Source organism: Pseudomonas sp. yb_2 (genome assembly GCF_043103905.1).
In the GTDB taxonomy this organism is placed as follows: domain Bacteria; phylum Pseudomonadota; class Gammaproteobacteria; order Pseudomonadales; family Pseudomonadaceae; genus Aquipseudomonas; species Aquipseudomonas alloputida.
This window is the reverse complement of record NZ_JBICKH010000022.1, coordinates 1-14,663: the sequence shown is the minus strand read 5'-3', so window position 1 is coordinate 14,663 and position 14,663 is coordinate 1. Positions and strand designations below refer to the sequence as shown.

At 61.3% G+C, this 14,663-nt stretch carries 13 protein-coding genes; 1 reads left to right on the top strand and 12 read right to left on the bottom strand.

Translation table 11 applies throughout. The features are described 5' to 3' along the window. Positions 1-46: 46 nt before the first annotated feature. The 6 genes from ACF8FB_RS04470 to ACF8FB_RS04445 all read right to left on the bottom strand — a co-directional run bounded on the left by ACF8FB_RS04470 (position 47) and on the right by ACF8FB_RS04445 (position 6,006). Positions 47-1,465 carry an efflux transporter outer membrane subunit gene (locus ACF8FB_RS04470; protein ID WP_010951566.1) on the bottom strand — a complete coding sequence of 473 codons (1,419 nt, stop codon included), beginning with the start codon at positions 1,463-1,465 and terminating at the stop codon, positions 47-49. After that, positions 1,462-2,337: an HlyD family secretion protein gene (locus tag ACF8FB_RS04465; RefSeq protein ID WP_010951565.1), complete on the bottom strand. Its 876-nt coding sequence runs from the start codon at positions 2,335-2,337 to the stop codon at positions 1,462-1,464. The genes ACF8FB_RS04470 and ACF8FB_RS04465 overlap by 4 nt, the downstream gene beginning before the upstream one ends. After that, positions 2,334-2,546 carry a DUF1656 domain-containing protein gene (locus ACF8FB_RS04460; RefSeq protein ID WP_003255905.1) on the bottom strand — a complete coding sequence of 71 codons (213 nt, stop codon included), beginning with the start codon at positions 2,544-2,546 and terminating at the stop codon, positions 2,334-2,336. Before ACF8FB_RS04460 ends, ACF8FB_RS04465 begins: the two co-directional genes overlap by 4 nt. After that, positions 2,543-4,630: an FUSC family protein gene (locus ACF8FB_RS04455; RefSeq protein ID WP_010951564.1), complete on the bottom strand. Its 2,088-nt coding sequence runs from the start codon at positions 4,628-4,630 to the stop codon at positions 2,543-2,545. Before ACF8FB_RS04455 ends, ACF8FB_RS04460 begins: the two co-directional genes overlap by 4 nt. Next, positions 4,627-5,079, bottom strand: a complete 453-nt coding sequence (locus ACF8FB_RS04450; protein ID WP_010951563.1) for a MarR family winged helix-turn-helix transcriptional regulator — start codon at positions 5,077-5,079, stop codon at positions 4,627-4,629. The genes ACF8FB_RS04455 and ACF8FB_RS04450 overlap by 4 nt, the downstream gene beginning before the upstream one ends. 132 nt (positions 5,080-5,211) lie before the next feature. Next, positions 5,212-6,006 (bottom strand): tetratricopeptide repeat protein, encoded by a 795-nt coding sequence (locus tag ACF8FB_RS04445; protein ID WP_049588031.1) that lies wholly within the window; start codon positions 6,004-6,006, stop codon positions 5,212-5,214. Between the two features lie 207 nt (positions 6,007-6,213). On the opposite strand from ACF8FB_RS04445, the gene ACF8FB_RS04440 reads away from it, so the two are divergent. Next, the gene (locus ACF8FB_RS04440) at positions 6,214-6,774 is read left to right on the top strand and encodes a WYL domain-containing protein (protein WP_003255912.1); all 561 of its coding nucleotides are present in this window, start codon (positions 6,214-6,216) and stop codon (positions 6,772-6,774) included. Between the two features lie 117 nt (positions 6,775-6,891). Here ACF8FB_RS04440 and ACF8FB_RS04435 read toward each other — a convergent pair whose 3' ends face one another. From ACF8FB_RS04435 to ACF8FB_RS04410, 6 genes are all read right to left on the bottom strand, one after another. Further along, the gene (locus tag ACF8FB_RS04435; RefSeq protein WP_010951560.1) at positions 6,892-7,755 is read right to left on the bottom strand and encodes an ABC transporter permease; all 864 of its coding nucleotides are present in this window, start codon (positions 7,753-7,755) and stop codon (positions 6,892-6,894) included. Between the two features lie 14 nt (positions 7,756-7,769). Further along, positions 7,770-8,633 carry an ABC transporter ATP-binding protein gene (locus ACF8FB_RS04430; protein ID WP_010951559.1) on the bottom strand — a complete coding sequence of 288 codons (864 nt, stop codon included), beginning with the start codon at positions 8,631-8,633 and terminating at the stop codon, positions 7,770-7,772. A gap of 6 nt (positions 8,634-8,639) precedes the next feature. Beyond that, a complete protein-coding gene (locus tag ACF8FB_RS04425) occupies positions 8,640-9,659 on the bottom strand; it encodes an ABC transporter substrate-binding protein (protein ID WP_010951558.1) in 1,020 nt (339 codons plus the stop codon). A 17-nt stretch (positions 9,660-9,676) separates the two neighbouring features. Then, the gene (locus ACF8FB_RS04420) at positions 9,677-10,576 is read right to left on the bottom strand and encodes a TauD/TfdA family dioxygenase (RefSeq protein WP_010951557.1); all 900 of its coding nucleotides are present in this window, start codon (positions 10,574-10,576) and stop codon (positions 9,677-9,679) included. Between the two features lie 198 nt (positions 10,577-10,774). Then, on the bottom strand, positions 10,775-11,116 hold the full coding sequence (locus ACF8FB_RS04415; RefSeq protein WP_003255921.1) for a hypothetical protein: 342 nt from the start codon (positions 11,114-11,116) through the stop codon (positions 10,775-10,777). A gap of 145 nt (positions 11,117-11,261) precedes the next feature. Continuing rightward, positions 11,262-14,663, bottom strand: a 3,402-nt coding sequence (locus tag ACF8FB_RS04410; RefSeq protein WP_392511064.1) for a type I secretion C-terminal target domain-containing protein, incomplete at its 5' end; no start/stop codon positions are given.

Genomic DNA, 14,663 nt, shown 5'->3' with positions numbered 1-14,663 from the left:
ATCAGATGAAGTGGAGGGCATAGCGGACCTGCCCTCAAGGACCGCATCAGGGCTTGGCGGTGCCCTTCCAACCCCCACCCAACGCCAGGAACACGGCAATTTGCCCCTGCGCCACTTGACTATTGGCTGCAGCCAACTGCGCACGCATATCGGTGTAGGTTCGCGTGGCCTGCAAATCCGCCAGGAACGACTCACGCCCTGCCTGGTAATACCGGTGCGTCTGGTCCGCGGCTTCCTTCGCCGACTTCTCCGCCTCGGCCAGCGCATCGCGCCGATCGAGCAAGGCGCTGTACTGTGCCAGCCGGGTCTGGGTCTCGCGAATGGCGTTCAGCACCACGCCATCGAAGTGCGCCAGGGCCGCCTGGGTCGAGGCCTCGGCCATGCGAATGCGGGCACGGGTGCCGTTGGTGGGGATGCTCCAGCTGATCTGCGGGCCAAAGCCCCAGCGGTTGGTCGAAGGCTCGCCAAGGTTCTCCAGGATGCCGATGGTGCCAACCTGGGCGCCAATGCTGATATCCGGGTACAACGCGCCGGTAGCCACGCCAATATAGGCGGTGGCGGCAGCCAGCTGGCGTTCGGCCTGGCGCACGTCGGGGCGGCGCTTGAGCAGGGCCGCGCCATCGCCCACAGGAACCAGCTGGTTCAGGTGCGGCAACTCGGCACAATCGGCGGTACCGGCAGGCAACTGGTCGACCGGCTTGGCCAGCAGCGCGGCCAGGGTGTACATGCCCGTCTCGCGTTCGGCCTTGAAGCGTGGCAGTTCTGCACGCAAGGATTTGAACTGGGTCTGCGAGCGAGTGACCTGGGTTTCATCGCCACGCCCAGCATCGCGCAGGCGCTGGTTGAGTTTCACGCTTTGCTCCTGCAAATCGAGGGACTCACGGGCAATGTGGTATTCCTCGTTGGCCGAGCACACCTGGGTATAAGCCTTGACCACGTCCGCCACAAGCGTGATGCGGGCAGTGTCGGCAGCGGCCTGCACCGCGTCGGCATTTGCCTTGGCAGCCTCGGTACCACGCTTGAAGGTGCCCCACAGGTCGAACTGGTACGAAGCACTGATGATGGCCTCACCGATGTTGGCTACCGGCACCTTCTCGGGCTGCAGGAAGGCTTCGCCCGACTCCTGCAAGCGCTGAGCGCCGAGTTTGACGCCACCGTTGAAGCCGCCTTGCGATTCAGCCACCTCCACCTGAGCGCGAGCTTTGGCAATGTTGGCTGCCGCCACGCGCAGTTCGGTGTTGGCACTCAGCGCCTGACGCACCAGCTCGTTCAGCCGCTGATCCTGATACAGCTGCCACCAGTCCTCGGGGACCGGCGCTGACACGACGCTGTCGGCATCCTGGCGCAGCGGGCCGTTCAGGTCATTGCGTTGCACGGCCGCATCCCCAGGCACCTCATAGTCGGGCCCCACCATCATGCAGGCCCCCAGCGACAGGCACAGGCCAGCCAGGATCAGCTGTTTCATGGGCGCTGGCCCTCGATGATCGACACCGTCGCAGTACGCCCGGCGATCATGCGGAAGTCTTGCGGCACTTCGTCAAAGGCGATGCGCACCGGAATGCGCTGGGCCAGGCGTACCCAGCTGAACGCCGGGTTGACGTTGGGCAGCAGGTTGGCGCCACTGCTGCGGTCGCGGTCTTCGATGCCAGCGGCGAAGCTCTGCACATGGCCACGCAGGCGGGTGTTGTCGCCCATCACGCGGATATCCACGGCGTCACCAATATGGATACCCCCCAGCTTGGTTTCCTCGAAGTAGCCGTCGACGTGGTAGGAGGCACTGTCGACCACCGAAAGCACCGGGCGGCCAGCAGTGACGAACTCGTGGTTACGCGGCGCGCGGTCGTTGAGGTAGCCGTCTACCGGGCTGCGCACCACCGAGCGGTCAAGGTTGAGCTGGGCAGTATCGACAGCCACTTGCGCCTCGCTGACAGCCGAACGGGCACGGGCCTCGCGGGACTGGCTTTCTTCCAGTTGCTCGGCGGCCACCAGGTTGCCCAGCTTGCGGTTGCGCTGCGCTTCGCGGGAAGCCTGGGCCAGGGTCTCCTGGCGCTCGCCAAGGGTTGCCTTGGCTTGACGCAGGGCCAGGGTGAAGCGGTCCTGGTCGATGGTGAACAGCACGTCGCCACGTTTGACGGTCTGGTTGTCGCGCACCTCGACCTTCTGGATCAATCCCGACACATCGGGGGCGATCTGGATCACGTCAGCGCGGATATGGCCGTCTCGGGTCCAGGGGGCAAACATGTAGTAGACCACCATCTGCCACACGAGCACGGCGGCGAAGGTCACTACCAGCAAGGTCAGGACCACACGGCCCAAGGTCAGCAAAGGTTTTTTCATGGCAGCATCAGGTTTCGACAAAAGTGGTCCACCGCGCCGAGCAGCACGGCATACAGGGCAACGTTGAATAACGCCCGGTGCCAGACCAGGCGGTAGAAATGCAGGCGCACCAGCACCGCGTGCACCCCCAGGAACAGCAGGTAGGTGCCAAACATCATCACCAGCAGCGTGGGCAGAAACACCCCGCTGATATCCAGTTCACCAATCACAAGGGCGCTCCGTCGAGCCCGGGGGGCAGTTGCGGTTGTTCGGCGGGTTCGAGCATCACCTCCACGCCCGGCAGTAGCGCCAGGCGCAGGCCACTCAGGGCATGCAGCAGGTGGGTGCGGGCATCGCCGCGCTCGTACAGCTCATCCAGGTTCAGCGCCAGGCGAGCGCGTTCCATGTTGCGCAGCAGTGCGGCCGGGGCATGCAGGCGTTCGCCAGCACGCAGGCAGGCGGCGTAGTGCGCACCGACTTCCTCGACCACAGTGTTCAGGCGCTCGCGAGCCTGCTGGCCGGCGCGCGGCATGTACGCCAGCAGGTCGAGCAGGTTCAACCCTACGCGCAGGTCACGCAGTGCCACACCACTGTCTTGGCCGGTTTGCGACAGACGTGGCAGGTGCTGCATCAGGCGGTCGAGCATCTGTACGCCAACCTGGCGGTGTTCGGCCAATGTCGCAGGCTCGGTCATTTCGACGATGTCGCGCCAGGCGAAGCGGGTCATGCGCTTGGCCGCCAGTTCCACGCCGAACGGGCGCATCACCAGGGTCCAGATAAAGGCGAACAGAAGGCCCGCGGGGCCGGCAAGGTTGGAGTTGAGGAAGGTAAAGAAGTCGGCGTCGTAGGCACCCTGGATGCTGATGAAGGTCGACGTGTTGACGATGGTCAGCAAGGTGCCCAGGTAGAAGCGCGGCTGTACGGTCAGGGTGCCTATGCAGATGAACGGCACGGCAAAGGCCAGCACCAGCATCGGGAAGTCGTGCAGGTTGGGCAGTACCAAAAACAGGTACAGACTGGAGAAGATGACCGACATCAGCGTCCAGAAAAAGAACCGGTAGATCTGCGGTGCCGGGTCGTCCATGGCGGCGAAGAAGCTGCACGCAACTGCCGCGAGGATTACCGCACTGGCGCCGTCGTTCCAGCCCAGGCCGATCCACAGGCCGCAGGCGACCACGATCGCCAGAACCGTGGAGGCTACCGAGTAGAGCATCAGGCCACGATCGAAAAACGCTGTCAGGCGGCCCAGCCGCCAGTGGCGATACACCGCACGCCAAGGCTTGGCATCATCGGTACGCAGGGCGTGCTGCAGGGTGCAGCAGTCCTGCCACAGGTCGGCCCATTCGGTCAGGCGGTACAGGGCGTTGGACAACAGCAGCTCGGCGCGCTGGTCGAGGGCGGCTGTAGCGGGCTGCAGGCGGCCGATCTGCTCGTGCAACGTGGCCCAGTGCGCTACCGAAGCGCTGTCGGCGGTGCCTTTGAGCCATTCACGAGCGGCTTCCAGCACGGGTTGAAGCTGGGCGAACTGGGCCGGGGCGCGGCCTTCCAGGGCTACCAGTGCGTCGTCGAGGGCGTCGATCACCGGCAGCAGATGGATCATCCGCCCACGCAATTCGCGGGCGTTCTTCAGGGTATGCGGGCCGGCACCTTCGTGGGCGAGCTGACCGATCATCAGCTCCAGCGAGTTGAAGGTAGTGACCATCGCCCCGCGCATACCGCCGACCTTGTCAGCGCTGGCATCGCGGGCCAGGTAGGTGTCGCTGTAGCGAATCGCCTCGTTGAACCAGTTTCCGGTGGCACCGACTACCACCGGCGCCAGCCGGCGTGGCCAGAAGATAGCCCCGACGACTGCCGCGCAGACAATTCCCAAACAGATTTCCTGCGCACGAGAAGAAGCCACATCGAACACTGCCAGCGGATTATCCACCACGGCCAAGGCAATCATCGGCAGGGTATAACCGGCCAGCATCAGCACGTAGTTGTTGGCCGTGCGCAGGTTCAGCGAAAGGAACAGCAAGGTGCCGGTCCACAGGGCAACGGCGATGCTCAGCAGCAACGGTGACTGCACCAGCGGCGGCACCAGGAAGATTGCCCCGCCAGCGCCGAGCAACGTGCCGACGGCACGGTACAACGCCTTGGAGCTGGTCGGGCCGACGAAGGGGCTGGAGACGATGTACACCGTCGCCATGGCCCAGTAGGGACGCGGCAGTTGCATGAGCAGGGCAATGTACAGGGCAATCATGGACGCGCCGAAGGTGCGCACGCCGTAGAACCAGTCACGGGCCGGAGGGACAGAGCTGAAGAAACCGTTCATGCCACCCCGCCTGCGCTGCCCAGGCCGGCAGCCTCGAAGGCACGAAGCACACGCAAGGCAGCTTCCAGGTCGGCCTGATCGATACCGCCGAGCACATCGCGGCGCAAGCGCACCAGTTCGGCTTCAATGGCTTCGGCCAGGGCACGGCCTTCGGCAGTCAGGCGCAGTGCCTTGGCGCGGCGATCCAGTGGGTCTTCGCTGCGGCACACCAGGCCAGCTTTGCACAGTTGGTCAAGCAGGCGTACCAGCGACGGGCTTTCCAGGCCGGCGGCCTGGGCCACAGCCACCTGGTGCACGCCGTCGCCCAGGCGCACGATCATCAGCAAAGGCGCAGCGCAGGCCTCGGAAATGCCGTAGCCGGTCAAGGCGGTATGACAGATGCGCCGCCAGTGGCGGGCAGCGACTACCAGGCCACTGCTGACTTGCAGGCGCAGGAAATCAAGGGACATGAAGAGAACCAAGTATATTCATAGTTTGCTAACTATCAATATACGCCCCGACATCCCCCTGTCGTCAACAGGGGGCGACGGATAGCCTGGTTAAATGTTGTTCATTTTTCAGTCAGCACTGAAGAGAAATACTCAGGGATGGATCTGGTCTTCCAGCTTCATGGTCAAGGCCAATGTGCTGCCCATCTGCACCGCCCGGTCCCGCCACTCCTGATACCGCACCGCATCACGGCTGCTGAAATGCACCGCCAGCTCCTCTGCCGCTTGCACCACCCCCGCCGCTGCTGCCAGCTCAAGCCAGTACAGCGCTGCCTTGAGGTTGGCCTCTACGTGCAGCCCATGCATCAACCGGTAGCCCATTTCAAAACGACAACGCGCCTCGCCCTGTTCGGCGCCACGCAAGAACCACTGATAGGCTTGCACCAGGTCAACCTGCCATTCCAGGTCACCGTCGCACACCTCCTCCTCATACAGGTCACCCAGTGCGGCGGCGGCATGCAGCATGCCGCGGTCGAAGGCCTGCCGGTAACACTCCGCCGCCTGCACATAGGAAGGGTCGATGCCTTTGCCGAAGTAGTGCTGCTGGCCAAGGTTGAACCAGGCAGCAGCATTGCCCTGCAGGGCCGCCATGCGCAACAGGTGCCCGGCCAGCACGGTATCGGCCCGCCAGTACTTGCCGTTGAGCCAGATCCAGCCGAGGTCGTTCAATGCGGACACGCTGCCTTGCAATGCCTGACGCCGCAGGTCGACGTACACCGCCTGCAGGTCGTTGGCCTCATCCAGGCGGTTGACCAGCAGCGACCGCTGGCTGGGCAAGCCCACACCGGAGAACAGCCGCTGTCGCCGTCCTGCAGGGGCAGGAGGGGCGATGACCCGCTCGGGCAGAAGGCGGGCAAGTAGCGAATGGATATTGCTGGCAACAGACATGTTCATCCTCATTGAACGACGCACAACCCCAACCTTCGGCTGTGATGAGGCGTGATTCTGCGTGATGTCACGTCAAAACCTGTCGCGAACGAACCGGCACGAGGCAACCAAATGCGACTTCCTTGATCTGAGCAGGCTGTGGCCAATTGCCATGCCCCACGCATGCCGCCATCCTATTGCGGCAAGCCTAGACAAGGACGTTATCTTTTGCCGTTCGCCACCACTCGCGCCACCCTCAGCCGACAGTGGGCGCTGCTGCGCCAGTTGCCCAGCCGTTCCCCAGGCATAACCAGCGCCGAGCTGGTCTGGCGCCTGCGTGACGTTGGCTTCACGGTCAGCAAACGCACTGTCGAGCGTGACCTCAACGAGCTTTCGCTGATATTCCCGCTGGAACGCAATGACAAGAGCATTCCATTCGGTTGGCACTGGTCGGCCAGTGCCGTGGGCGAATTGCGCGGTAATTTCGACTTGCTGACACATCTGCGAGGGGATGCGTTGCAGCCATCGCAGGGTGAGGGCGTGGAGCTGGTGGCGCGAATCAGCGATGCACTGGCGCGGCAGTTGCGGGATGCGCCATTGAGCAGCGACATGCAACTGACGGCACTGGAGCATGGGCATCGGTTACGCGGCACGGTAAGTGACGGCTGGCCATTACGCTGGTGGTTGTTGAGCCATGGGGACAGGGTGGTGGTAGAGCAGCCTGCCGGCTTGCGGGAAGAGATTGGCAGGATTCTGAGCAATGCGGCAGCTCAGTACCAGAATTTGTAGCCAGTACAGGGTCTTTCGCGGCGGTTCGGCGCCTCGCGCCTCTTTCAAGGACGAAGATCCCGCAGATGCGGACTCTAGCGTCAATCTGCCGCGAAAAGGCCGGTACTGGCTTACCTGCTAGCGCTGCATCCCCCATCGCCGCACAGTCAACCGCTCCAGCGTATTGAACACCAGTCCTTCCACCAGCAGACCGATCAGGATCACCACCGCCAACCCGGCAAAGACCTTGTCGGTATACAGTTCGTTGCGGTTCTGGAAGATGTACCAACCCAACCCGCCTTTGCCACTGCTGGCACCAAACACTAATTCCGCGGCTATAAGGGTACGCCAGGCAAACGCCCAGCCGATCTTCAACCCCGACAGGATCGACGGCAGGGCTGCGGGCACGAGGATGTGCAATACCAGCCGCAGGCCCTTCAGACCATAGTTGCGGCCCGCCATGCGCAGCGTCTCCGACACACCGAGGAAGCCGGCATAGGTATTCAGCGCCAACGCCCATAGCACCGAATGCACCAGCACGAAGATCAGGCTGTTGTCACCCAGCCCGAACCACAGCAAGGCCAGCGGCAGCAGGGCAATGGCCGGCAACGGGTTGAACATCGAGGTCAGCGTGCCCAGTAAGTCTCGGCCCAATTGGGTCGACACCGCCAGGCTGGTCAGGCCAAAGGCCAGGACGATACCCAGCACATAGCCTTTGAGCAGTATTACCAGCGAAACACCGACCTTGGCGGGCAGTTCGCCACTGATCATGCCATCCCATAGCGCCGTGGCGGTTTGCAGAAAGCTTGGCAGCAGCAGGTCATTGTCCTGGTAGCGGGCAACGGTTTCCCATAGCACAGCGATCACCAGCAATATGACCGCCTTTCTCAACCAGCCTTGCTGCCACAGGCGTTGGGCCAAGGGGAGTTGTCGTTCTACAGGCACACTGAGCAGGGGCTCCAGCTGCACCTCGTATTCCTGGCGTACAGGTGTAGTCGTCATGGCTGAGGCTCCTGTCAGTAAGCGATACGAATATCGTTGAACCCAAGGTTGTCAGGCTGTTCCGGGATATCTGCTTCATCGAACAGCAAACGGTGGATACGCCGGGCACTGGCCTGGAAGTCGCTGCCACCCAGGCTGCCCAGGCCGTATTGATGGCTATGCACCTCGGCGCGCACCCGCCCCGGGTGCGGCGACAACAGCAGGATACGGTTGCCAACCACCAGTGCTTCTTCGATGGAGTGGGTGACGAACAACAGGGTGAACCGCACTTCCTCCCACAGCAGCAACAGCTCTTCCTGCATCTTGCGCCGGGTCAGCGCATCCAGGGCGGCGAACGGCTCATCCATCAACAGGATCTTGGGCTGGGTGGCCAAGGCCCGGGCAATTGCCACACGTGCCTTCATACCACCGGACAACGTGTGTGGATAAGCATCGGCAAAGGCGGCCAGACCGACCTTCTCCAGATAATGCAGCGCCCGCTCCTCCGCCTCCGCACGCTTGAGTTGGCCAGACACCAGCAGTGGAAAGATGACGTTCTGCTTCACCGTTTTCCACGGCGGCAACTGGTCAAACTCCTGGAACACCACGATGCGGTCGGGGCCTGGGCCACGAACTGTCTGGCCCTGCAGCAGAATCTGGCCTTCTTGCGGCTGGATAAAACCGGCCACGGCTTTGAGCAGGGTGGACTTGCCACAGCCGGAGGGGCCGAGCAGTACAAAACGATCAGCGCGGTCGACTTCGAAGCTGACCTGATGGGTGGCCCGCACCACGCGTTGCGCAGTACGGTATTCGAGGCTGAGGTTATCCACCTTGAGCAAAGGCGGCGTTGCAACACGGCTCAGGTTGCTGGCCGTGTGGCCTGGCAATGGGGCGGTCATGATCGGTCAGCTCCCCTGCAGCGGGCGTTCATCCTGGAAGAAGTAATCCTTCCACGATTGCGGCTTGTGCTTGATGGCGCCTACCCGATAGAGAAAATCGGCCAGCTTGTAGGTGTTCTTGGGCGTAACGGTAAATTCGTACTGCGGGTTGTCGATCAGCTTGATCAGCGCGTCGCGGTCGATCTTGGCCTTGGTTACGCGGATATAGGTGTCGGCGGCAGCTGCCTTGTCTTTCTGGGCGAAGTCTGCGGCTTCGGCCAGGGCATCGACGAAGGCCTTGTAGGTCTTGGGGTTGTCCTTGCGGAACTTCTCAGTAGCAAACAGCAAGGTCGGCGAGTTGGGGCCGAGTAGGTCGTAGCTGTTGAGCACCACGTGCACATCTTTGTTGGCCAGCACCTGGTCCTGGAACGGCGGGTTGGAGAAGTGCCCGTTCAGCTCGGTGCCGCCCGCCAACAGTGCGGCGGTGGCGTCCGGGTGCGGCACGGCCAAGGTGTATTTGTCGAGGCGGTTGTATTCCTTGTCGCCCCACTGCTGGGCAGCGGCGTACTGCAGGAAGCGCGACTGCACCGAAACACCCACCGCCGGAACGGCGATACGGTCTTTGTCGGAGATGTCGGCGATGGTCTTCACGTTGGGGTTGCTGCTGACCAGGTAGTACGGGAAGTTGCCCAGCGAAGCCACGGCCTTCACGTTCTGCCGGCCCTTGGTGCGGTCCCAGACGGTCAACAGCGGTCCGACACCGGCGCCGGCGATGTCCACCGAACCGGACAACAATGCATCGTTGACGGCCGAGCCACCCGACAGCTGCGCCCAATCGACTTCGATGTCGATGCCCTGCTCCTTGCCGTGTTTCTCAATCAGGTGCTGGTCACGCACCACGTTCAGCAGCAGGTAGACGATGCCGAATTGTTCGGCAATACGGATCTTGCCTTCGGCCTGGGCCACGGCGGGGGCGGCTAGGCTGCCGACGACCAGGCTTGCGCCCAGGCCGATGCTTGCCGCCAGGCGGCTGATGGATTTGCGCATGATGGTTTCCTCAGTCGTCAGAACGGGGCATCGCCCTGGATGGTGGTGCGGTACAGCTTGCGCCGCAGGTGCGCGGGGCAGCCGGTGGCCAAGTGGATCAGCGAACGGTTGTCCCAGAACACCAGGTCATAGGGCTGCCACTGGTGGCGATAAATGTTCTGCTCCAGCACGCTAAGGGCATACAGCTGCTGCAGCACGTCGCGGCTTTCATCATCAGGCAGGCCGACAATGCGGGTGGTGAAGCCTTCACTGACGAACAGGGCCTTGCGGCCGTTCTCCGGGTGGGTGCGGACTACCGGGTGAATGACCTCCTTTACCTGCGCCAGTTGCTCGGCAGTCAGGGTCGGGCGCCAGTTGCCTTCGAATTTGGTTTCAGCGTAACGGGCGGTATAGGAGTGAGCGGCACTGCGGCCCTCGACCACTTTGCGCAGGGTGTCAGGTACAGCGTCCCAGGCTTTATGCATGTCGGCGAACAGGGTGTCACCGCCTTCACTTGGCAGTTCCTGGGCATGCAGCATGGAACCGAGGCTTGGCAGCTCTTTGTACGACAGGTCCGAGTGCCAGAATTTGCCGGCATCACCCAGGCCGATGTTCTGGCCATTTTCGATGATGTTGGAAACGATCAGGATCTCGGGGTGGCCAGTCAGCAGGAACTGCTTGAGCACATGGATCTGTAACTCACCGAAGCGGCGGCTGAAGGCGATCTGCTGTTCCGGGGTGATACGCTGGTCGCGGAACACCAGCACATGGTGGTCGAGGTGGGCGCGATGGATACGGGTGAAATCCTCGGCGCTGACCGGTTTGGCCAGGTCCAGGCCTAAGATCTCGGCGCCGACGGCACCCGAGAAGGGGCGAACTTCAAAAACTTGCGGCTGGGCGCTGTCGATGGACGACAAGGCGTTCAAGGCGGCTGACATTTTTCACTCCCACGCAATGCGCGACCTCAATGGCGCGCAACGATCAGAAACGCACGGGGATTTCCCGTGTGGGTTCAAGTCGTGCGGCGCATCGATTGGTCGACGGGTACGCAGTGAAAGCGACTATAAAGTCATAAATACAATAATTTAAATACCATTAAGGAATAACAATATCACTGTCGCGGGAGCGTCCTGCAGTCAGATCAGCCCGCCCTGCTCTTCTTCGTCAATCAGGTTATTGAGGCTGCTGAGCGCCTTGCGCGCCGTGGAACGGTTGAGCAGCTTGGCCTGCGCGCCGGCGGGCAGGTCGGTGATCTTGAACACGCCCTTGGCGGTCAACACGTCGATCAGGTCCTCGAGCACGCGGATCATGTCCAGGTCGCTTTGTTTGAGCTGGTTGAGGCTGTTCTCCACGACATCATCGGCAAACCATTCCTGGATATCGGCATGGTCTGAAGGGAGCATTTCGGTGAACTGATCAAACGCGGCTGCTTCCACCCGCAGCAACTGGCCGGCGGCGTTGCGTTGCACGTAGAACATGGCGATGTCCCTCGTCACGTTGTTTCCTTGTTGGTAGACAGCAGCATAGGCAAAGATCGCCGGGCGCGCAGGCCCGGCGCCAGAGTATGCGCTGTTGGCGGGTAGCAGGAAAGAGCCGGGGCCGCTGTGCGGCCCCGGTGGTCTGTCAGCTGTCCTTGTTGTGGATGATGATGGTCGGATCGGCGCCGCTGATCAACGAGTTGATCGTCTGGTTAGACCAGTTGACGCCTTCCAGCTTGATGGTCACGTCGGCGTTGGCGATACCACCTTCGGCGTTGAGCTTGCCTTCGCTGCTGACTTGCAACGTGGTCGTACCCTCCACCGTGGTGAGCTTCAGGTAGTTGTCGATGGTGCTGCCCTTCTCACCCTGCAGCAGGTCCTTCAGATCGATACGGTCACCCTCGGCCTTGTTGAAGTCCTTGATCACGTCGTTACCGACGTCGCCAGCCTTCCACACGAAGGTGTCGGCACCGCTGCCACCGATCAGGATATCGTCGCCCTGGCCACCGATCAGGGTGTCATTGCCAGTACCGCCCAGCAGGATGTCGTTACCTTTGCCACCATTCAGCGTGTCGCTACCACCTTGGCCGAAGAGGATGTCATTGCCATTGCCACCCGACAGGATGTCATTGCCGTCCTTGGCACCGGAGATATCGAACTCGGTGTAGTGCTCGGTGATGTACTGGTGAACATTGCTGGTAGTGACAGCACCGACTTCAACACCGCTCTTCTGTGCAACGTACGTCTGCAGGGCCTGGTAGCCCTCGCTGACGACACCGTTGAGGGTGATCAGGTCACCGAAGATGATGTCGTTGCCGTTACCACTATCAATGGTGTCGGCACCTGGCACCGTTGCTTCGGAGTGACCGAGAATCGCCTTGGCCAAATCGGACGGGTCGATATTGGTCTGTGGCTTGCCGGCACTGTCGTAAGGTTTCAGATCGTTCAGCGTGACATCGCTGTTCAGGCCGATAGCCTGGACTTTGCTCAAGCCATTGGTGCCGCCCAATACTGCGAAACTTTCAGTAGAACCTGCGGCCGAGTAGACGTAGTTCCAGTAATCCGCGTAGCCGGTACCGTCCAGGCTGGAGAATTCATAGGTACCATCACCCTGTGCGTGAAGGGTGCCTACCGTCTTGGTGGAGTCGAGCACCAACTCACCTCGGCGGTTCTCGGTATAAGTCAGCACTTTGACCACACCACTGCTGCTGATCTCGACCTTGTGAGTCGCGTCGGCCCAGGCGCTGAACGTGTCACCCATCTTGTAATTGTTGACGTTGACTACATCGTCCAGGCTCTTGCCATTCTTCCACAGGCTAGGGTTGGTGGACTCATTGCTCTGATAGTAGGTTGGCTTACCGTCGGTAATGAAGTAAGTCAGGTTCTCCGCACCTTTGTTGCTGGTGGCCATGGTGCTGTTGAAGAAGTTGGACGTGGTCTTGAACGCGTCTTCATAGTTGGTACCGCCACCGTAGTAGCCGCCCACCATCGAGTTCAATACCGCCTGCAACTTGCTCAAAGCATCCGGGTCGGCAAGGTTCACTGCCACGTTCTTGTTTACCTGGGTATCGAAGTCGACCAGGAAGATGTTTACGGTACCCGAGGTGTCCGAGCCCAGGCTGGCCTTGAGCGTGTTGAACACCGAGGCCAACTGCGTCTTGGCGTCGGCAATCGACTTGTCGCTCATACTGCCCGAGCTATCGACCATGAAGGCGATGTTGTAGTTCTTGCCCTGAACCACGTTCAGCCCGGATACGTCAGCGACGAAGATGTCGTTGCCTTCACTACCGGTCAGCGTGTCATTACCCGAGGTACCCACACTGGCCTTGTAGGTCGCGCCGTAAACCGTCACCGGGATATTGCCGGTGGTGATGGCCGAGCCGCCCAGGCTTTCGGTGGCAGTCGAGGTAACCGTAATGTCGAACGAGCCTTTGTAATAGGCCGGCGGGGTCAGCGTCAGGCTGCTGAGTTTCCAGCCTGTCACATCGACCGGGGCAGTACCTACCGTGACCGTGTGGCCTGCACCATCGCTCAACACGGTACCTTTCGGGATACCGCTGAGTGTTACGTTCAGGCTTTCGGAGCCGTCAGTGTCGGTCAGGGCGGTGGAAATACCGACCAGTTTCACCGAGCCACCCTCAGGCCCTTCGTTGAGCTTGTAGCCGTCGTAGTAGCTCTGACCATTCACGGTGTGCAGGTCGGACACGCCCAGGCCTGCGTTCGCCATCTCGGTAACGTTCTGGTACATCTTGACGTTCGAGCTGCTCAGGTCGGTAACGGCACCGGAGCCTACCTGGATGTTCAGGTCATAGCTGCCTGGACCGGACTGGTTGGCATGGTAGACCTCGATCGGGTAGTAGCCGCTGGTATTCGGGGTAAAGGTACCCGAAACCCCGCCACCGGCTCCCCAGGTGGCCGTGACTACAGTCTTGCCACCGATGGTGACCACGAAGCTGTCGTCGGCCAAACCACTGAAGGTATAGACCTTGCCGGCTTCCAGGTAGATCAGGCCCGACGTTTTCGAACCGGTGCCAGCGGTGACGCTGCCATCGGACTGCACGTTGGTAGTGGTGCTGCTGGAGTTCGGGCTGCCGGAGTTGGCAAAGACCGTCTTCAGATCCTCGCCGGTAATGCCGTTGCCGCCAGTACCCAGGCCTTTGAGGCTGGTCCAGACTTCCTTGGTCAGCCCTTTGGACTCGATATCGGCGCTGCCGAAGCTCAGGGTCGGTTTGTCGGCAACCGGGCTGATATCGACCTTCATGGTCACTTCGCTGCCCAGGTTGGTGCCATCGTTCGGCTTGAACTTGAACTGGGCGTAGTCAGCCTTCTGGTTACCCACACCATTACCACCGTAGTTGTCCGTACCCGACTGGTTGAGGGCCGGAACGAACTTCAGGTTCTTGGCAGTGATATCAGCCTGGCTGACCACCTGGCCAACGGCCACATTCACCCATGCAGTACCGTTGAAGAACTGCAAGTTGCCGGCGGCCGGGAGCGAGGTAATGGTCACAGACAGGTTAGTGTTGCCGTCGGCATCAGTGACTTTGAAATCACTCCAGGCAAACACGTAATCGGTGTCCTCAACGCCAAATACCGCGCCGCCAGGCGAAACCGGCAGGTGGTCATTGTCGAGAATGGTGGTCGTCACGCTCGATTTGCTGCTATCGACTTGCAGGTTCTCGAAGTTACCACCCGTGGCGGTTTCGATCTTCACGACGAAGTTCTCGGTACCTTCGACCAGTTTGTCGTTGAGGGTAGCGATGTTGAACGTCGTGCCTGTGCTGTTGGCCGGAATCTTCACGGTCGCAACACCGGTGAAGTCATCACCGTTTTGGGCGGTACCGCTGTAGCTAAGGGTGATAGTGACTTCGGACTTGGACGCGTTGCTCAGCGTCAGGGTGTACTGGCCGGTTTCACCCTCGGTCAGAGAAGTCGTGCCGGTAATACCGACGGTGGTGACGTCGCCCTTGTTGCCGGTGCCTGGAGTTCCCGAACCTGGTTCGTCGGTCACGGCGGTGCTGACCGGGGTCTTGTCCAGTGTCAGCTG